This is a genomic window from Cryobacterium psychrotolerans (assembly GCF_900101115.1).
Taxonomy (GTDB): Bacteria; Actinomycetota; Actinomycetes; order Actinomycetales; family Microbacteriaceae; genus Cryobacterium; species Cryobacterium psychrotolerans.
The window spans coordinates 1-18,490 of record NZ_FNFU01000013.1 but is presented as its reverse complement, the minus strand read 5'-3'; the positions used below and the strand labels follow the sequence as shown (position 1 = coordinate 18,490).

Below are 18,490 nucleotides of genomic sequence, written 5' to 3'. Positions count from 1 at the left end.
GTTCCAGCCTATGACTGGCAGGATGACTGCATGACGGATTTGCAGATCGGCTACGCGGCAATGCTCGAGCAGTTCGCCCCCGCGGAGGCTGTCGCCCTGTCGGCCCACGCCGAGGAGCACGGCTTCAGCGGTGTGATGGCGGCGGACCACTTCCAGCCGTGGGTGCCGGCCCAGGGCGAGTCGTCGTTTGTCTGGAGCGTGCTCGCGGCAATCGGCGAGCGCACGAAGGGCGACCTCGGGCCCGGGGTCACCGCGCCGACGTTCCGCTGGCATCCGGCCATGGTCGCCCAGGCCTCCGCCACCCTCGCCTCGATGTACCCCGGCCGGCACTGGCTGGGCCTCGGCTCGGGCGAGGCGCTCAACGAGCACATCGTCGGCCAGTACTGGCCGGAAGCCCCGGAGCGGATCAACCGCATGTTCGAGGCCATCGAGATCATCTCGAAGCTGTTCACGGCCTCGATCGCCGGCAAGGACGTCAAGCACTCCGGGCAGTTCTACAAGCTCGAGTCGACCCGGCTCTGGACGATGCCCGAGGTAGCCCCCGAGATCCTCATCGCCACCGCGGGCCCGGTCACGGCCAAACGCGCCGGCCGCCACGCCGACGGCCTGATCACGGTGGGCGCCCCGCTCGAGAAGATCTCGATGCTGTTCGGCAAATTCGACGAGGGCGCGAAGGATGCCGGCAAGGACCCGTCGGCGATGCCCAAGGTGCTCCAGCTGCACATGAGCTGGGCCGAAACCGACGAGGAAGCCATGCGCAACGCCATGGTGGAGTGGCCGAACGGCGGGATGAAGTTCCCCAAGGGCGACATCCGTTCGCCGTTCGAATTCGAGCAGATCGCCAAGCTCGTGCGCCCCGAGGACTTCGAGGGACGGATGATCATCTCGGCCGACCCGGACGACCACCGCGCCTACATCCAGAAGTTCGTCGACCTCGGCTTCGACCGGATCTACCTGCACAATGTGGGCCGCAACCAGCGCCAGTGGATCGACGTCTTCGGCCGCGACGTGCTGCCGAAGCTCGTCCGGTAACGATGAACGAGAGGGCTGCGCCCGCAGCCGGGCCCGAGGGCGTGCCTTCCGGCGCGCTCACCGTGTTCGCCCCGGAAGGCATCGGCGAGATCGAGGCCGGCGACGACCTCGCGGCGATCATTCTCGGCGCGGCCGGGGCTTTACTGCGGGGCGGCGACATCCTGGCCGTGACCAGCAAGATCGTCTCCAAGGCCGAGGGCCGGCAGGTGGCCGCCGCCGACCGCGAGCAGGCGATCACCGACGAGACCGTGCGCGTGGTGGCCACCCGGGAGCATCCGGGAGGGGTGACCCGCATCGTCGAGAACCGGCAGGGACTCGTGCTGGCTGCGGCCGGAGTCGACGCGAGCAACACCCCCGACGGCACCGTGCTGCTGCTTCCGATCGACCCGGATGCATCGGCGCGGGCGCTCTGCGCGGCGCTGCGGGAGCGCACCGGGCTGTGGCTCGGTGTGCTGATCACCGACACGGTCGGGCGACCCTGGCGCGAGGGCCAGACCGACATCGCGATCGGCGCGGCCGGGCTGGCCGTGCTCGACGACCTCCGCGGCACGGAGGATTCCTCCGGCAAGCGCCTCGACGCCACGATCGCCGCCGTCGCCGACGAGATCGCCGGGGCGGCCGACCTGGTCAAGGGCAAGACGAGCGGCAATCCGGTGGCCGTGGTGCGCGGGCTCGGCAGGCTGGTCGGCGAACTCGACGCGGCGGATGCGCGCGGAGCGAGTCGGCTGCTGCGCCCGAGCGACCAGGACATGTTCCGCCTCGGGTCGGCGGAGGCGTATGCGGAGGGTTTCGCGGCCGGGCAGGCTGCTGCTGCTGCTGCTGCTGCTGCCGGCGCCGCTGGCGCTGCTGCCTGTGCGTGCGGAAGCGACCCCGCGTGAGCTGGGTGGCCGTGGTTCCGGTCAAGGGCACGCCGGAGGCCAAGAGTCGCCTCGGCGATCTGCCCGACCGCGGTGGGCTGGCGGATGCCTTCGCCCTCGACACCGTGGCGGCACTCCTGGACACGCCACTGATCGGCCAGGTCTTCGTGGTGACCGCCGAGGAAGCGATTGCGGCTCGCCTGGCCGAGCTCGGCGCCGTGATCGTGCCCGAAGTGCGGCTTGACCCGACCGACCAGGGCGACCAGGGCGACCAGCGTGGCCCGCTCAACGCGGCCATCCGGCAGGGCACGGATGCCGCCCGAGCGGCCTTCCCCGGCCGCGGGATCGCCGTGGTGACGGGCGACCTTCCCGCGCTCACCGTGGCCGACGTCGAAGCAGCGCTCGGCCTCGCCGCCGCGCATCCGCTCTCGATGGTGGCCGACGAGGAGGGAACCGGGACCACGGCGCTGCTCGCGCTCGCCGGGGTGCCGTTCAGCCCGCGTTTCGGCCTCGGCTCCCGTGCCGCGCACGAGGCGGCCGGCCATGTGCCGCTCGGCCTGCCGCCGACCGCGTCGATCCGCCGGGACGTCGACACGGTCGACAACCTCGCCGAGGCGCTGCAGCGCGGGGTCGGCGTGCACACGAGCGCGCTCGTGGCCGGCACCTCGGTTGCCCCGGGCGTGGCCGCCGAGGCCCCTCGCCAGATCGGACCCTGACTCCCCGCGCCGCCTGCATGGTTGAGTTGCGGACAAAGTACCTTCGTTGGCGCGAGGAAGGTACTTTGTCCGCAGTTCAGTTCAGTTCAGTTCAGTTCAGTTCTTGCGCGCTCAGCCCGTTGCGGCGGCGATCGCGAGCGCCTCGGCGGCGATCGCGGCCGAGGAGGGCACGTCGCGCATCCAGAGCGGCACTGCAGCAGAGCGGATGCCGGCGGCCTCGAGCACGGGCACGGCCGCGGCATCCGTCTCGTCGACGAGCCAGGCATCGAGCAAGCCGCCGCTCTTCCGGGAGCCGTAGTGCAGGCCCACCGCCGCAGCCGAGGTTTCGACGCCGATCGTGCTCAGGCAGGCGTCGGCCATGCCGCGCACCGCGGCGCCCGCGATGATCGGCGACACCCCGACGACCCGCGCGGAGGTGCCGCGGAGGGCCTCGGCGATCCCCGGAACGGCGACGATCGTGCCGATCGACACGACCGGGTTCGACGGCGGCAGGATGACCAGGTCTGCGCCCTCGACGGCGTCAACAACGCCCGGCGCCGGCCCGGCCGCGGCCAGGCCGACCGGCACGAACTCGGTCACCGGCACTGCCGCCCGATAGCGCACCCACCACTCCTCGAAGTGGATCAGATCGCCCGCCCGGTGCTCGTCGGCATCCATAGCCAGTCGGGCATATGTCTCGACCGGGTCGTCGCTCATCGGCAGCAGCCGGGCGCCGGGCTGCCAACGCCGGCAGAGCACCTCGGTCGCCTCGCTTAGCGTGGAACCGTTCCGGAGCAGGTCGGTGCGCACGATGTGGGTGGCCAGGTCGAGGTCGCCGAGCGTGAACCAGGACCAGCCGCGCCCGTACGCCGCGATCTCGGCCGAGGTGCGGCGGGATTCCTCCGGCCGGCCCCAGCCCTGCTCCTCGTTGATTCCGCCGCCGAGCGTGTACATCACGGTGTCGAGGTCGGGGCAGATGCGCAGGCCGTCCAGCCACATGTCGTCGCCGGTGTTCACCACGACGGTGACGGATGCCTCCGGCCGGGCCGCCGAGAGGTGGTGCAGCAGCCCGCGGGTGAACCGGGCGCCGCCGATGCCCCCGGCCAGGACCGTGATGTTGCCGATCATGCTCCAGCCTCCGGCGCATCGGACGGAGAGAAGACGATGACCGGATGCCCGCCGCGGGGGTGCGCGATGATGTCGCAGTCCACGCCGTAGACATCCGCGATGACACTCGGCCGCAGCACCTCCTCGGGCGTCCCGGAGGCCACCAGCCTTCCGTGGTGCAGCAGCAGGATCTGGTCGCAGTAGGCCGCGGCGAGGTTGAGGTCGTGCAGCGCCATGACCGAGGTGAGCCCGAGGCGGCGCACCTGGCCGAGCAGCGAGAGCTGGGCGCTCACGTCGAGGTGGTTGGTCGGCTCGTCGAGCAGCAGCAGGCTCGGGCTTTGCGCCAGCGCCCGCGCGATCTGCACGCGCTGCTGCTGTCCGCCGCTGAGCGTGTGCCACTGCCGATCGGTGAGCCCCTCGGCCCCGACCATCGCCAGGGAGTGCTCGGCGACCCTTCGGTCCTCGTCACCGCCGAAGCTGCCGAGCACCCGGCTGCGGTGCGGGATGCGGCCGAGCAGCACCACTTCCAGCACCGACAGGTCCACGCTCGGCGCCGCGCTCTGCTCGAGCAGGGCGATCCGCCGGGCGGCCTCGCGCCGCGGCAGGGACGCGACGACGGTGCCGCCCAGCCGGACCGTGCCGGCATCCGGTGTCTGCAGGCCCGCGATCAGGCGCAGCAGGGTCGATTTGCCGGCCCCGTTCGGGCCGAGCAGCCCGGTCACGGTGCCCGCCGGGATGACCGCCGACACGTCCTCGAGGATGCTCACGCCGTCGATCGCGAACGACACGTCCGCCAGGATCACGCCCATGCGGCGCTCCGCTTGCGCTTGATCAGCAGGATGAACACCGGCACGCCGATGAACGCCGTGATGATGCCCACCGGCAGCTCGCGCGGGTCGAACACGATGCGGGCGAGAGTGTCGGCGACGACGAGGAACAGGGCGCCGAGCACCGCGACGAGCGGCAGGAGGCGCCGGTGTCCCGGCCCGCTCAGGCCGCGCACGAGGTGCGGCAGGATCAGGCCGACGAACCCGATCGCGCCGCTGACGGCCACCATCGAGCCGGTGAGCAGGGCGACGGCGCCGAGCAGGGCCCAGCGGGTTCGGTTGACGTCGATGCCGAGGGATGCCGCTGACGTGTCGCCGAACGCGAACGCGTCCAGGCGGGTGGCCGCGAGCACGATGCCGGTTCCCACCACGACGAGGGCGGACGCCGAGATGGCGACGCTTGTCCAGTCGCTGCCGGCGAGGGAGCCGAGCAGCCAGTTCAGGATTTCGCGGTAGGAGTCGCCCTTGGCCGACCAGAAGATCACGAAGGAGGTGGCGGCCGCGGCGAGTTGCGCGATCGCCAGGCCGGACAGCACCGCGCGGCCGGGGGTGATCGTGCCGCCAACCCTGGCGATGCTGAGGGTGGCGACGAGCGCGACCAGGGCGCCGAGGAAGGCCGCGGCGGGGAGCGCGAAGGAGACGCCGAGGATGACCACGCAGACCGCGCCGAACGACGCGCCGGAGGAGAGGCCGAGCAGATAGGGGTCGGCCAGCGGGTTCCGGGTGACGCTCTGCATCACCGCGCCGCTGAGGGCCAGCCCGGCGCCGACGGCCGCGGCCGTCAGCACCCGCGGCAGGCGCAGCTGCCAGACGATCGAGTCGGTGAGCGGCGGCACGGCGACGCCGGGCAGGCCGAGGTGCCCGGCGATGCTGCCGATCACGTCGGGCAGGCTGACATCGGCCGGCCCGACCGCGACGGCGGATGCGCTGACGAGCACGAGGGCGACGAGCGACAGGGTCAGCCAGCCGAGGTAGCGGCCGCGTGGTCTCCGGCCGCTCCTCGTGCTTGTCGCCTTCAGCTCGGTCGCCATCTGCTGGCCTACTTGTCGAAGGCGGCGAGCTGGTCGATCGCCGACGCGGCGGCCTCCACATTGCGGATGCCGGCCTCCGTGGCCGCGAACGGAAGGATGACGTAGCGCTTGTTCTTCACCGCGTCGAGGCCCTGGGTGGCCGGGCTCGACTCGAGGGTGGCGATCTTGGACGCCGCCGTGTTCCAGGTGGCGTCCACGAGCACGATCACGTCCGGGTTGGCCTCGACGACGGATTCCCAGCCGACCGAGGTCCAGGTGTCGTGCACGTCGCCGAAGATGTTCGCCAGCCCGGCCGCGTCCATGATCATGGCGGGAGAGCCGATTCCGGCGCCGACGTACGGGGTGTCCGTTCCGCTCGAGTACCAGAGCGCCGTCGTGGTGCCGGAAGCGGGCTCGAGCGCGGCCAGCTCGGCCTTCTGATCGGAGACCAGCGCGGCGGCGGCATCCGCGGCGCCGAACAGGGCGCCGGCCTCGGTGATCTCGTCGAAGACGCTCTCGAAGGTGAGCGGGTCGGGCATGTGCTCAGCGGCCTTGCACGCGGCCGGGGAGACGTAGCTGCCGATGCCGAGGTCGGCCAGTCGGTCGCGCTCGCCGACGCCGTCGGCCGAGAAGTTCGACTCCCAGCCGCCGTAGATGAAGTCGGGGGTGAGTCCCAGAACGGCCTCCTGGCCGGGCAGGAAGTCGCTGATGACGTTGAGCGCCTTGCCGGCGGGCGCCAGGGCGGGCGGCAGCGGGCCGTCGAGGAAGGCCGAGCCGACGATGTTGTCGCCGAGGCCGAGGGCGAGCAGGAGCTCGGTGGTCGACGACTTGATCGTGACGATGCGCTCCGGCGCCTTCTGCACGGTCACCGTGGTGCCGCAATTGTCGATGCTGACCGGGAAGTCGGCCGTCGCGCTCGCGCTCGGGGCGGTGCCGGCCGGTTGCCCGGCGCAGCCGGCCAGCAGCAGGGTCGAGGCGGCGATGGCCAGCGCGCCGAGGTGCAGGGTTTTGCGGTTCATGGGGAGCCTCACGGGAGGGGGTCCGGCCCGGCGCTTGCGCGAGCGCGGGATGGGACAGGAATGGCAGGGGAATCCGAGGGTGCTCGGCGACCTGCGGCCCAAATCCAAGGCAGCTCGACCGGTCAGAGCCAACCGGCGGTCTGCTTCGAGCTTAACGCGCGCACCGAACACGTGCTGCCGCATCGGACGACTGTCGCCGATGCGCCGGCGACAATTGTCCGAATGGGCACAAGTTGGCCCCGCGTTGGGTGCTAGGTCCATCTCGTTTCGAGGGAGTGGGCACCCGGTCCCGGCGGCCGGGCCGCGATCGCGATCGCCCTGGCGATGGGGGCGACGTCGCCCTCGATGGCCGCCGCCGTCACCCGGATGAACGACCCCGGGCGGTCCGAGGCGGAGTCCGAGGCGAGGAACGACGAGCCGCCGGCGACCCGGATGCCCGCGGCCGCGAGCTGCACGATCGCGTCCCGTTCGTCCGGCACCGCCAGCCAGGTGTTGATCCCGTCGGCCTGGTGCACGCCGAGGCCGAACTCGTTCAGGGCGTCGGCGAGTGCCTTCTGCCGGGCGAAGTAGATGCGTCTGGCCTCGCTGACCTGGGCGATGCTCTCCCCGTTGGTGAGGAGTTCGAACAGGATCGTTTGCAGCATCCGGCTGGTCCAGCCCGGCCCCAGCATGCGGCGGGCGACGATCCGGTCGACGAGTCGGGCCGGCCCGCCGAGCGCGGCGATGCGCAGGTCGGGGCCGTGGGACTTCGAGTAGCTGCGCACGTGCAGCACGCGCCCGGGCAGCCACCGGCCGAGGCTGACATCCGGTGCGATGCTGATCTCGCCCGAGTGGTCGTCCTCGATCACGATCGTGTGGGCGGCGGCCTCGCTTCCCGCGAGCAGGCCCGCCAGTTCCTCCGCGCGCTCGGCCGTCATCGACGCTCCGGTGGGGTTCTGCGCGCGGGGCTGCAGGATGACGGCGGCCGGGGAAAGCTCGAGCGCGGCCGCGAAGGCGGCGGGTTCGATCCCGTGCTCGTCGACGGGGACCGGGATCCGTTCGACGCCGAGCTGGTCGAGCAGGTCGAAGAACGGCGGGAAACCGGGATCCTCCACGATCACGCGGTCGCCGAACCGGGTGACCTGGTCGAGGCTGCGCGAGATCGCGTCGAGGGCGCCGTCGACGACGGTGATCGACTCGGCCGGGAACGGCCAGGACTCGATCAGAACGGCGAGCAGCTCCGGGATGACCGGGAAGTCCTGGTAACTCGGCGTCACGGCGCGCTGGGAGACCCGCGAGAGCGCCGGGCCCAGGGCCGGCAGCAGGAGCGGGTCGGGGGTGCCGCGGGACAGGTCGACCCGGGTGGCCTGCTGGTGGCCGGCCATCGACTGGCTCCGGGCCGGCAGCCACTGCGGCGCCTGCTCGAGCACGAAGGTGCCGCTCCGTCCCCGCGAGGCGATCAGGCCGATCCCGGACAGCGCCTGCCAGGCGTGGCTGATCGTGGCCGGGCTCACCCCGAGTTCGCTGGCGAACTGGCGCACCGTGGGCAGGCGGTCGCCCGGCGCGAGCTGCCCGGTGCGGATCATCCGGCCGATCGCCGCCGCGATCCCGGCCGGCGTGCGCCGCTCGATCTCGTCGATAAAGATTTGCATTCTTCTCTTGCCCCTGCCTGGTTTCGACGACAGGATGATTAACGCGTGCGACACACTCGGAAACACAACTGAAATGTTTACATCGAATAATAACAAATACGGACAACGCAGTCCGAAAAAGTTTCGATCTGGACAGGCTCACCGCGAAATTCTGGAGGCACCATGACCGTTGTTCGGGCAGCAATCACCCAGACCACCTGGACGGGTGACGAGGAATCGATGATCGTCAGGCACGAGGAATTCGTGCGAACCGCGGCCAAACAGGGCGTGCAGGTGATCTGTTTCCAGGAGCTGTTCCACGGTCCGTACTTCGGCATCGTGCAGGACTCGAAGTACTACGGCTACGCGCACCCGGTGCCCGGCCCGCTGGTCGAACGGTTCCAGAAGCTCGCTGCCGAGCACAAGATGGTCATCGTCCTCCCGGTCTACGAGGAGGAGCAGCCCGGCGTGCTCTACAACACGGCCGCCGTGATCGACGCCGACGGCACGTACCTCGGCAAGTACCGCAAGCACCACATCCCGAACCTCCCGCAGTTCTGGGAGAAGTTCTACTTCCGCCCCGGCAACGGCGACTACCCCGTCTTCGACACGATGGTCGGCAGGATCGGCGTGTACATCTGTTACGACCGCCACTTCCCCGAGGGCTGGCGCGCGCTGGGCCTGAACGGCGCCGAAATCGTCTTCAACCCCTCCGCCACCAAGCCGGGCCTGTCCAACCGGCTCTGGGAGCTCGAGCAGCCGGCAGCGGCCGCCGCGAACCAGTACTACGTCGGCGCGAACAACCGCATCGGCACCGAAACGAAGGAGTTCGGCGACGACGCCGTGACCTTCTACGGCAGCTCCTACTTCGTCGACCCGCGCGGAAACTACGTCGGCGAGGTGGCCTCCACCGACACGGAGGAGATCGTCATCCGCGACCTCGACCTCGGGCTGATCCGCGAGGTGCGCAACTCGTGGCAGTTCTACCGCGACCGCCGCCCGGACTCCTACGGACCGATCACCGCACCCTGACCGCGGGTTCCACCAAGAGGAGCAAGAGATGACGACAACCCTCATCACCGGCGGCACCGTCGTGACGGCGACCGGCCGGTCGAAGGCAGATGTGCTGATCGACGGCGAGACCATCGTCGCCGTGCTGGAGCCCGGATCCCGCCTGCTCGGGACCGACCTTCCCGCGAGCGTCGACCGGGTGATCGACGCGACCGGGAAGTATGTCATCCCCGGCGGCATCGACGCGCACACGCACATGGAACTGCCCTTCGGCGGCACGGCGGCGTCCGACACGTTCGAAACCGGCACCCGGGCGGCGGCGTGGGGCGGGACGACCACGATCATCGACTTCGCGGTGCAGACCTACGGCCAGCGGGTCTTCGACGGCCTGGCCACCTGGCACCAGAAGGCGGCCGGGAACTGCGCGATCGACTATGCGTTCCACCAGATCATCGGCGACGTCAACGCCGACTCCCTGCAGGCCATGGACGGCCTGCTCGCCGAGGGCGTGTCGAGCTTCAAGCTCTTCATGGCCTACCCCGGCGTCTTCTACTCCGATGACGCGCAGATCCTGCGCGCCATGCAGAAGTCCGCCGACACCGGCCTGATCACCATGATGCACGCCGAGAACGGGCCGGCGATCGACGTGCTCGTGGAGCAGCTGCTCGCCCAGGGCAAGACCGACCCGTACTACCACGGCGTAGCCCGGGCCTGGCAGATGGAGGAGGAGGCCACGCACCGCGCGATCATGATCGCGAACCTCACCGGCGCTCCCCTTTACGTCGTGCACGTGAGCGCCAGGCAGGCCGTCGAGCAGCTCGCCGCGGCCCGCGACAACGGCCAGAACGTGTTCGGGGAGACCTGCCCGCAGTACCTCTACCTCTCGCTCGAAGAGAACCTCGGGGCGCCGGGCTTCGAGGGGGCGAAGTGGGTGTGTTCCACGCCGCTGCGGTCCCGGGCCGAGGGGCACCAGGACCACATGTGGCAGAGCCTGCGCACCAACGACATCCAGATGGTCTCCACCGACCACTGCCCGTTCTGCATGAAGGGCCAGAAGGACCTCGGCCTCGGCAACTTCTCCAAGATCCCCAACGGCATCGGCTCGGTCGAGCACCGGATGGACCTGCTCTACCAGGGGGTCGTCAACGGGCGCATCACCCTGGAGCGCTGGGTGGAGATCACCTCGACGACCCCGGCGCGGATGTTCGGCCTCTACGGCAAGAAGGGCGTCATCCAGCCCGGCGCCGACGGCGACATCGTCATCTACGACCCCAACGGCCACACGTCGATCGGCTACGAAAAGACCCACCACATGAACATGGACCACTCCGCCTGGGAGGGCTACGAAATCGACGGCCACGTCGACACCGTGCTCTCCCGCGGCAAGGTCGTCATCGACCACAACGAATACCTCGGCGCCAAGGGTGACGGCCAGTTCGTCAAGCGCGGCCTGAGCCAGTACCTGATCTAGGCGGGAAACAGATGGATTTCGGAGCAGTTCTGCAGACCAACCCGCCGTCCGCCCGGACGGTGCAGCTGGCCAAGCTCGCCGAGGCGCATGGCTTCAGCCACGTCTGGACGTTCGACTCGCACCTGCTCTGGCAGGAGCCCTACGTGATCTACAGCCGGATCCTCGCCGAGACCGACAAGATCATCGTCGGGCCCATGGTCACCAATCCAGGCACGCGGGACTGGACGGTGACCGCGTCGACCTACGCGACGCTCAACGAGATGTACGGCAACCGCACCATCTGCGGCATCGGCCGCGGCGACTCGGCCGTGCGGGTGATCAACGGCGAACCCACCACGCTGAAGACGCTCCGCGAGTCGATCCACGTCATCCGCGAGCTGGCGAACTCGCGCTCGGTCGAATACAACGGCGCCACCCTGCAGTTCCCGTGGAGCCGCGGCTCGAGCCTCGACGTGTGGGTGGCGGCCTACGGCCCGCTGGCCCTCAAGCTCGCCGGCGAGGTGGGCGACGGCTTCATCCTGCAGATGGCCGACCTCGACGTGGCCGCCTGGATGATCAAGACCGTCCGGGATGCCGCGGCGAACGTCGGCCGGGACCCGCTGTCGATCAAATTCTGCGTCGCGGCGCCGATGTACATCGGCGAGGACTGGGACCACATGCGCAACCAGTGCCGCTGGTTCGGCGGGATGGTCGGCAATCACGTCGCCGACATCGTCGCGAAGTACGGCACCGACTCGCACGTCCCGAAGGCACTGACGGACTACATCGCCGGCCGCCAGGACTACGACTACAACCTGCACGGACGCCCCGGCAACGTGCACGCCGACTTCGTGCCGGACGAGATCGTGGACCGGTTCTGCCTGCTCGGCACGGCCAGGGACCACATCGAGAAGCTCCAGGCGCTCCGGGAGATCGGCGTTGACCAGTTCGCCGGCTACCTCCAGCACGACAACAAAGAAGAAACGATGCGCGTCTACGGGGAGACCGTGATCACGGCCATGGCCGACCACATCGTGGCCAAGGCATGACCCGAACGGCACCGCCGGCCCAGCCTGCCGCAGCGGGGAAGACCCGGGCCCCGCGCGGCCAGGCGCGCCGCGGGCAGGTGCAGCTGCGGCGCATCGTCACCGGGGCGCTCGGCCTCGTCGTGCTCGCCGCCCTGTGGGAGCTCTACAAACTGCTCGGCCCGGCGGACGGGGTCGTCGTGGGCGGCACGACCCTGCTGCCGCGCACCAGCGACCTCGCCATGCCGCACCTCTGGGTGATGGCCGAGCGGGTTCTCGAACCGGTCACCGGCGCGGCCGCAGCCCTGCCGCTCTGGCTCGTCGTGCTGCAGGGATCGATGTTCACGCTCGGGATCGCGGCGGTCGGCTGGCTCGTCGGGGTCACCGTCGGCCTGCTGCTCGCGCTGCTCATGCAACGCTTCCGGCTCGCCGAATCGGCGGTCCTGCCCTGGATCGTGCTCAGCCAGACCGTGCCGCTGATCGCCCTCGCCCCGCTGGTCCGGCGCTGGGGGTCGCAGATCGAGATCGGCGACTTCAGCTGGGAAAGCTGGATGTCGGTCGCCCTGATCGCGTCCTACCTCGCGTTCTTCCCGGTGTCGGTCGGCGCGCTCCGCGGCCTCGCCTCCCCGGACGCCAACCACGTCGACCTCATGCACTGCTACGCCGCGGGCTGGTGGAAGACGCTCTGGCGGCTCCGGCTGCCGGCGAGCGTCGGCTACCTGCTGCCCGCCCTGCGGCTGGCCGCGGCCAGTGCCGTCATCGGCACCGTGGTCGCCGAGGTGTCGATCGGGCTGCGCGGCGGAATCGGGCGCCTGATCGTCGAGTACGCCGGTGCGGCCGGCGGCGACCCGGGCAAACCGTGGGCGCCCATCTTCGGATCCATCGCCGTCGGCCTCCTGGCCGCCGGTTTCGTGGGCCTCATCGGCCTGTTCCTTCGTCGTTTCCGCAGGGGAGAGGTCGCAGCATGATCATGGAGTCCTCCCCGGGCGGCCGCGCCCCCGCCGTCGACGTGGGCGGCGTCAGCCGTGTCTTCACCGGCCGGAAGGGCGCATCCGTCACCGCCCTCGACGACGTGAGCCTCACCGTCGCGCCCGGCGAATTCGTCTCGCTGATCGGCCCGAGCGGCTGCGGCAAGAGCACGCTCCTGCGGCTGATCGCCGACCTCGACACCCCGACGGCCGGCAGCATCCGGGTCTTCGGCAAGCCGGCCAGGCAGGCGCGGATCGACCAGGACTACGGCATCGCCTTCCAGCAGGCCGGCCTGCTGCCCTGGCGCACGGTGGCCGGCAACATCGAGCTCCCGCTCGAACTGCACGGGGCCGGCAAGGCGGCCCGGCGGGCGCGGGCGGCCGAACTGATCGAACTCGTCGGGCTGTCCGACTTCGCCGACAACTACCCGGACCAGCTCTCCGGCGGCATGCAGCAGCGAGTGGCGATCGCCCGCGCGCTGGCCGAAAGCCCCAGCCTGCTGCTGATGGATGAACCCTTCGGCGCGCTCGACGAGATGACCCGCGAGCGGATGCAGAACGAGCTCGTGCGGATCTGCGGCGAAACCAGTGCAGCCGTCGTCTTCGTCACGCACTCCATCCCGGAGGCCGTGTTCCTCTCCGACCGGGTCGTGGTCATGTCGCCGCGGCCCGGACGCATCCGCGACGTGCTCGGCGTCGGCCTCGGCGACACGGCCGAGCGCGGCGAGAACCTGCGCGAGGACGAGGCGTTCTTCCACGCCGTGAGCCAGGTGCGCGAGCTGCTGCACGGCGAGGCGCCCACCGGCGCGCGCGGGGTCGAGACACGATGAACCAGGGGCAGCCGGGCGGGGCCGGATTCGTGCGCACGGCGCTGCCGCCGGTCGTGTTCGGCGTCGCCGCCCTCCTGCTTTGGCAGTGGGCGGTCGTGGCGTTCGAGATCAAGGCGTTCATCCTGCCCGGGCCCTTCCTGATCGGCGAGGAGTTCGCCGCCAACCTGCAGAACGTCATCAACGGCATGGTCGTCACCGGCCGCAACGCCCTGATCGGCCTGCTGGTCGGCGCGGTGCTCGGCATCCTGGCCGCGATCATCGCGGCGCTCGTTCCCGTGTCCGACGAGATGGGCGCCCCGATCGTGGCATCGATCTCCGTGGTGCCGATCGTGGCGCTCGCCCCCGTGCTGTACACGATGTTCGGCGCCGGCGCCGAAACGGCCCGCCAGATCGTCGCCGGGCTCGCGGTGTTCGTGCCGGTGTACTTCAACACCCTCAAGGGGCTCCGCCAGGTGCGACCGGTGCACCGCGACCTGATGCGCTCGTACGCGGCATCCAGTTGGCAGGCGACGAAGACCGTCACCCTGCCGACGGCCACGCCCTACGTCTTCACGGGCCTGCGGATCGCGTCCTCGCTCGCGGTGATCTCCGCCCTGATCGCCGAGTACTTCGGCGGCCCGGTCGGCGGCCTCGGCAAGTCGATCACCTCCTCGGCCTCGAGCAGCAATTACGGGCTGGCCTGGGCCTACGTGCTCGGGTCGATCCTGCTCGGTCTCCTGTTCTATTCCGCCGCGCTCGCCCTCGAGAAGCTGGTCAGCCGCCGCAGCACCGGCTAGGTGTCCGGCCGCCAGGCGGCCGGTCGTTCCCATCCCCACCCTGAGTAGTCACAGCGAAACCGGAGGAAATCATGAAACACAGCACACGATGGCTCGGCACGTTCGGCGCCATGGCCGCAGCCAGCGCCCTTGTCCTCACCGGATGCACCACCGGTGGCGACGGCGGCACCGATGGGGCGACGGATGGCGCAGGCGAGCTCACGCCGGTCACCCTCCAGCTCCAGTGGGTCGCCCAGGCCCAGTTCGCCGGCTACTACGCCGCGGTCGACCAGGGCTTCTACGAGGACGAGGGCCTCGACGTCACCATCACCGAGGGCGCGGCGGACATCGTTCCGCAGGACGTGCTCGCCTCCGGCGACGCCGACTTCGCCATCTCCTGGGTGCCCAAGGTGCTCGGCTCGATCGAGCAGGGTGCCAACATCACCAACGTCGCGCAGATCTTCGAGCGCTCCGCCACCACCCAGATCTCCTTCAAGGACGCCGGCATCGAGTCGGCCGCCGACCTCAAGGGCAAGAACGTGGGCAGCTGGGGCTACGGCAACGAGTGGGAGCTCTTCGCCGGCATGCAGAAGGCCGGCGTCGAGGTGGGCGACATCAAGCTCATCCAGCAGGCGTTCGACATGAACGGCTTCCTCTCCGGCGACATCGACGCCGCGCAGGCGATGACCTACAACGAGTACGCGCAGGTGCTCGAGACGAAGAACCCGAAGACCGGCGAGCTCTACCAGCCCGAAGACCTCAACGTCATCGACTGGAACGAGGAAGGCACCGCCATGCTGCAGGATGCCATCTGGGCCAACGCCGACCTGCTCGAGTCCGACAAGGACTACGCCGAGACCACGGTGAAGTTCATCAAGGCCTCGATCCGGGGCTGGATCTTCGCCGCTGAGAACGCCGAGGACGCCGCGGGAATCGTGACGGCCGCGGGATCCCAGCTCGGCCAGAGCCACCAGCTCTGGATGACCAACGAGGTCAACAAGCTGATCTGGCCGTCCACCAACGGCATCGGCATCATCGATGAAGGCGCCTGGCAGAACACCGTCGACATCGCGATGAACACCAAGAATGAGACCGGCGCGACCATCATCACCTCCGACCCGCCCAAGACCGCCTGGTCGAACACGTACGTTCAGCAGGCGCTCGACGAACTGGAGAAAGATGGAGTCGACGTCAAGGGCGAGGGCTTCAAGCCCCTCACCGTCACCCTGAAGGAGGGCGGCGCCTAACACCGTCCCCCGCCGGGTGGCCCACTTCGGGCCACCCGGCCACCCCCGCACCGCCAACCCCCGCACCCCCGACCAGGATTCACAGAAGGAAAGCGATACCCGTGACTGACACCGTTGACCGCACCACCGGACCCGGCGCCACCGGACCCGGAATGAATGAGCGCACGAGCGAACTCGACCGCGCTTTCGTCTTCCACTCCTGGTCGGCGCAGGCCGCACTCAAGCCGCTCGTCATCGCCGGGGGGCTCGGCAGCCGCGTCTGGGACCACGACGGGCGCAGCTACCTGGATTTCTCGAGCCAGCTGGTCAACGTCAACATCGGCCACCAGCATCCGGCCGTCGTCAGGGCAATCATCGAACAGGCGAGCACCCTCACGACGATCGCCCCGTCGACCGCGAACCTCGCCCGTGGCGAGGCTGCCCGGCGCATCGTCGACCGCGCCCCCGAGGGCTTCAGCAAGGTCTTCTTCACCAACGGCGGCGCGGATGCCAACGAGAACGCCATGCGGATGGCCCGGCTGCACACCGGTCGCGACAAGGTGCTCTCGACCTACCGCTCGTACCACGGCAACACCGGCGCGGCGATCGTGGCCACCGGAGACTGGCGCCGCATCCCGAACGAATTCGCGCGGAGCCACGTGCACTTTTTCGGCCCGTATCTCTACCGCAGCGAGTTCTGGGCTGCCACACCCGAGCAGGAGTCGGAGCGGGCGCTGCGCCACCTCGAGCGGGTCATCCAGAGCGAAGGTCCCAGCTCGATCGCCGCCGTGCTCCTGGAGACGATCCCCGGCACGGCCGGCGTGATGCCGCCGCCGCCCGGCTACCTCGCCGGGGTGCGCGAACTCTGCGACCGCTACGGCATCATGCTCATCCTGGACGAGGTCATGTGCGGCTTCGGGCGCACCGGGCGCTGGTTCGCGTTCGACGGCTACGACGTCGTGCCCGACCTGATCACCTTCGCCAAGGGCGTCAACTCCGGTTACGTGCCCACCGGCGGTGTGATCATCCCTGATTCCATCGCCCGTGACTGGGACACCAACGTCTTCCCGGGCGGGTTGACCTACAGCGGTCACCCGCTGGCGATGGCGTCCATCGTGGCCGCGCTCGACGCGATGGAGGACGAGGGCATCGTGGAGAACGCGGCCCGGATCGGCCGCGATGTGCTGGCGCCGGGGCTTGCCGAGTTGCAGGCGAAGCACCCGGTCATCGGTGAGGTGCGCGGTGAGGGTGTGTTCTGGGCGCTCGAACTCGTCGCCGACCGGGAGACCCGGGAGCCGCTCAACGGCGCGGTGATGGGGCGGATCAAGGCGGAGCTGCTCGGCCGGGGCCTGCTGCCGTTCCTCGCGGACAACCGCATCCACGTCGTGCCGCCTTGCGTGGTGACCGATGACGAGGTCGCCGAGGCCCTGGCCGTCTACGACGAGGTGCTCGGCCTCGACCTGCTCAACTGATCGGTGGTCGAGCTTGTCGAGACCCTGATCTCGACAAGCTCGATCACCGCGACACCCGCAAACCACAACACCGACAGAATCGACAGATGACAATGAACGCTATTCCCACAATCAGCCACTGGATCGACGGGGCCGCCGCCGCCGGCACCTCGACCCGCACCGCGCCGGTGTTCAACCCGGCCACGGGCCAGGTCGCCAAAAACGTGAGCCTGGCCAGCACGGCCGACGTCGACGTCGCGATTGCGTCGGCCCTGGCCGCTTTCCCGGCCTGGCGTGACACCTCGCAGGCCAAGCGCCAGAGCATCATGTTCAATTTCCGTGAGCTGCTCAACGCCCGGAAGGGCGAGCTGGCCGACATCCTCACCGCCGAGCACGGCAAGGTGAGCGCGGATGCGCTCGGCGAGATCACGAGGGGCCTGGAGGTTGTCGAGTTCGCGCTCGGGATGCCGCACCTGATGAAGGGCGACTACTCGGAGAACGTGTCGACGGGTGTTGACGTGTACACGCTCAAGCAGGCCCTCGGTGTGGTGGGCATCATCAGCCCGTTCAATTTCCCGGCGATGGTGCCGCTGTGGTACTTCCCGATCGCGATCGCGGCCGGGAACACGGTCGTGCTCAAGCCCAGCGAGAAGGACCCGTCGGCGTCGAACTGGATGGCCGCCCTGTTCACCGAGGCGGGCCTGCCCGACGGTGTTTTGAACGTCGTGCACGGCGACAAGGAGGCCGTCGACGCTCTGCTGGTGAACCCCGCCGTGCAGGCGATTTCGTTCGTCGGGTCGACCCCGATCGCGAAGTACATCTACGAGACCGCGGCGCTCCACGGCAAGCGGGTGCAGGCCCTCGGCGGGGCGAAGAACCACATGCTGGTGCTGCCGGACGCGGACCTGGACCTCGCCGCGGACGCGGCGGTCAACGCCGGGTTCGGCTCGGCCGGTGAGCGGTGCATGGCGATCAGCGTGATCGTGGCCGTCGAGCCCGTCGCGGACGAGCTGATCGCGAAGATCACCGAGCGGATGAAGGGCCTCAAGGTCGGCGACGGCATGCGCGGCTGCGACATGGGCCCGCTGATCACGAAGGTGCACCGCGACAAGGTCGCCTCGTACATCGACGTTGCGGCCGCGGACGGGGCCGAGGTCGTCGTCGACGGTCGCGGCATCGAGGTCGATGGGGACGCATCCGGTTTCTGGCTCGGCCCGACCCTGTTCGACAAGGTCGGTACCGACTCGGCCGTGTACCAGGATGAGATCTTCGGCCCGGTGCTCTCGGTGGTCCGCGTCGCCACGTACACCGAGGGCCTCGACCTGATCAACAGCAGCCAGTACGGCAACGGCACGGCGATCTTCACCAACGACGGCGGGGCGGCCCGCCGTTTCCAGAACGAGGTGCAGGCCGGGATGGTGGGCATCAACGTGCCGATCCCGGTGCCGGTGGCGTACCACTCCTTCGGTGGCTGGAAGAACTCGCTCTTCGGTGACGCGAAGGCCTATGGCCCTGCCGGGGTCGCTTTTTACACCCGGGAGAAGGCCGTGACCAGCCGCTGGCTCGACCCGAGCCACGGCGGCATCAACCTGGGCTTCCCCCAGAACGACTAGCGGA

At 69.6% G+C, this 18,490-nt stretch carries 17 protein-coding genes; 12 read left to right on the top strand and 5 right to left on the bottom strand.

Going from position 1 to position 18,490, the window contains the following annotated elements:
- The first annotated feature begins 30 nt into the window (after positions 1–30).
- Genes BLQ39_RS11095 through cofC form a run of 3 tightly spaced genes read left to right on the top strand, consistent with a single transcriptional unit; the run spans position 31 to position 2,605 of the window.
- Positions 31–1,032, top strand: a complete 1,002-nt coding sequence (locus BLQ39_RS11095) for a TIGR03557 family F420-dependent LLM class oxidoreductase (RefSeq protein WP_092324005.1) — start codon at positions 31–33, stop codon at positions 1,030–1,032.
- Between the two features lie 2 nt (positions 1,033–1,034).
- Entirely contained in the window at positions 1,035–1,910 is an 876-nt protein-coding gene (cofE, locus tag BLQ39_RS11090; protein WP_092324003.1) for a coenzyme F420-0:L-glutamate ligase, read from the top strand.
- Positions 1,907–2,605, top strand: coding sequence for a 2-phospho-L-lactate guanylyltransferase (cofC, locus tag BLQ39_RS11085; RefSeq protein WP_241982948.1), 699 nt, complete (start codon positions 1,907–1,909; stop codon positions 2,603–2,605). Before cofE ends, cofC begins: the two co-directional genes overlap by 4 nt.
- Positions 2,606–2,716: 111 nt before the next feature.
- Here the strand turns inward: cofC and cofD are convergent, their stop codons facing one another.
- The 5 genes from cofD to BLQ39_RS11060 all read right to left on the bottom strand — a co-directional run bounded on the left by cofD (position 2,717) and on the right by BLQ39_RS11060 (position 8,178).
- Entirely contained in the window at positions 2,717–3,712 is a 996-nt protein-coding gene (cofD, locus tag BLQ39_RS11080) for a 2-phospho-L-lactate transferase (RefSeq protein ID WP_092324000.1), read from the bottom strand.
- The gene (locus BLQ39_RS11075; RefSeq protein ID WP_092323998.1) at positions 3,709–4,500 is read right to left on the bottom strand and encodes an ABC transporter ATP-binding protein; all 792 of its coding nucleotides are present in this window, start codon (positions 4,498–4,500) and stop codon (positions 3,709–3,711) included. Before BLQ39_RS11075 ends, cofD begins: the two co-directional genes overlap by 4 nt.
- Positions 4,491–5,549, bottom strand: a complete 1,059-nt coding sequence (locus BLQ39_RS11070; protein WP_092323996.1) for a putative F420-0 ABC transporter permease subunit — start codon at positions 5,547–5,549, stop codon at positions 4,491–4,493. The genes BLQ39_RS11075 and BLQ39_RS11070 overlap by 10 nt, the downstream gene beginning before the upstream one ends.
- An 8-nt stretch (positions 5,550–5,557) precedes the next feature.
- Positions 5,558–6,547 carry a putative F420-0 ABC transporter substrate-binding protein gene (locus tag BLQ39_RS11065; RefSeq protein ID WP_092323995.1) on the bottom strand — a complete coding sequence of 330 codons (990 nt, stop codon included), beginning with the start codon at positions 6,545–6,547 and terminating at the stop codon, positions 5,558–5,560.
- 251 nt (positions 6,548–6,798) lie between these two features.
- Positions 6,799–8,178, bottom strand: coding sequence for an aminotransferase-like domain-containing protein (locus BLQ39_RS11060; RefSeq protein ID WP_092323993.1), 1,380 nt, complete (start codon positions 8,176–8,178; stop codon positions 6,799–6,801).
- A 162-nt stretch (positions 8,179–8,340) separates the two neighbouring features.
- Here BLQ39_RS11060 and BLQ39_RS11055 point away from each other — a divergent pair, with 162 nt between their 5' ends.
- From BLQ39_RS11055 to BLQ39_RS11015, 9 genes are all read left to right on the top strand, one after another.
- Positions 8,341–9,189, top strand: coding sequence for a nitrilase-related carbon-nitrogen hydrolase (locus BLQ39_RS11055; protein WP_092323992.1), 849 nt, complete (start codon positions 8,341–8,343; stop codon positions 9,187–9,189).
- Between the two features lie 28 nt (positions 9,190–9,217).
- Complete coding sequence (gene hydA / locus BLQ39_RS11050; protein WP_092323990.1) at positions 9,218–10,639, top strand: dihydropyrimidinase; 1,422 nt, start codon at positions 9,218–9,220, stop codon at positions 10,637–10,639.
- A gap of 11 nt (positions 10,640–10,650) precedes the next feature.
- Positions 10,651–11,667 carry a TIGR03842 family LLM class F420-dependent oxidoreductase gene (locus BLQ39_RS11045; protein WP_092323989.1) on the top strand — a complete coding sequence of 339 codons (1,017 nt, stop codon included), beginning with the start codon at positions 10,651–10,653 and terminating at the stop codon, positions 11,665–11,667.
- A complete protein-coding gene (locus BLQ39_RS11040; RefSeq protein ID WP_092323987.1) occupies positions 11,664–12,611 on the top strand; it encodes an ABC transporter permease in 948 nt (315 codons plus the stop codon). Before BLQ39_RS11045 ends, BLQ39_RS11040 begins: the two co-directional genes overlap by 4 nt.
- A 2-nt stretch (positions 12,612–12,613) precedes the next feature.
- Positions 12,614–13,441, top strand: a complete 828-nt coding sequence (locus BLQ39_RS11035; RefSeq protein WP_370255413.1) for an ABC transporter ATP-binding protein — start codon at positions 12,614–12,616, stop codon at positions 13,439–13,441.
- Positions 13,438–14,217 (top strand): ABC transporter permease, encoded by a 780-nt coding sequence (locus tag BLQ39_RS11030; protein WP_092323984.1) that lies wholly within the window; start codon positions 13,438–13,440, stop codon positions 14,215–14,217. The genes BLQ39_RS11035 and BLQ39_RS11030 overlap by 4 nt, the downstream gene beginning before the upstream one ends.
- Positions 14,218–14,288: 71 nt before the next feature.
- Positions 14,289–15,443 carry an ABC transporter substrate-binding protein gene (locus tag BLQ39_RS11025; protein WP_092323983.1) on the top strand — a complete coding sequence of 385 codons (1,155 nt, stop codon included), beginning with the start codon at positions 14,289–14,291 and terminating at the stop codon, positions 15,441–15,443.
- A gap of 152 nt (positions 15,444–15,595) precedes the next feature.
- Positions 15,596–16,894: an aspartate aminotransferase family protein gene (locus BLQ39_RS11020; protein ID WP_092324103.1), complete on the top strand. Its 1,299-nt coding sequence runs from the start codon at positions 15,596–15,598 to the stop codon at positions 16,892–16,894.
- Between the two features lie 92 nt (positions 16,895–16,986).
- On the top strand, positions 16,987–18,486 hold the full coding sequence (locus BLQ39_RS11015; RefSeq protein ID WP_422386381.1) for a CoA-acylating methylmalonate-semialdehyde dehydrogenase: 1,500 nt from the start codon (positions 16,987–16,989) through the stop codon (positions 18,484–18,486).
- Positions 18,487–18,490 lie beyond the last annotated feature (4 nt).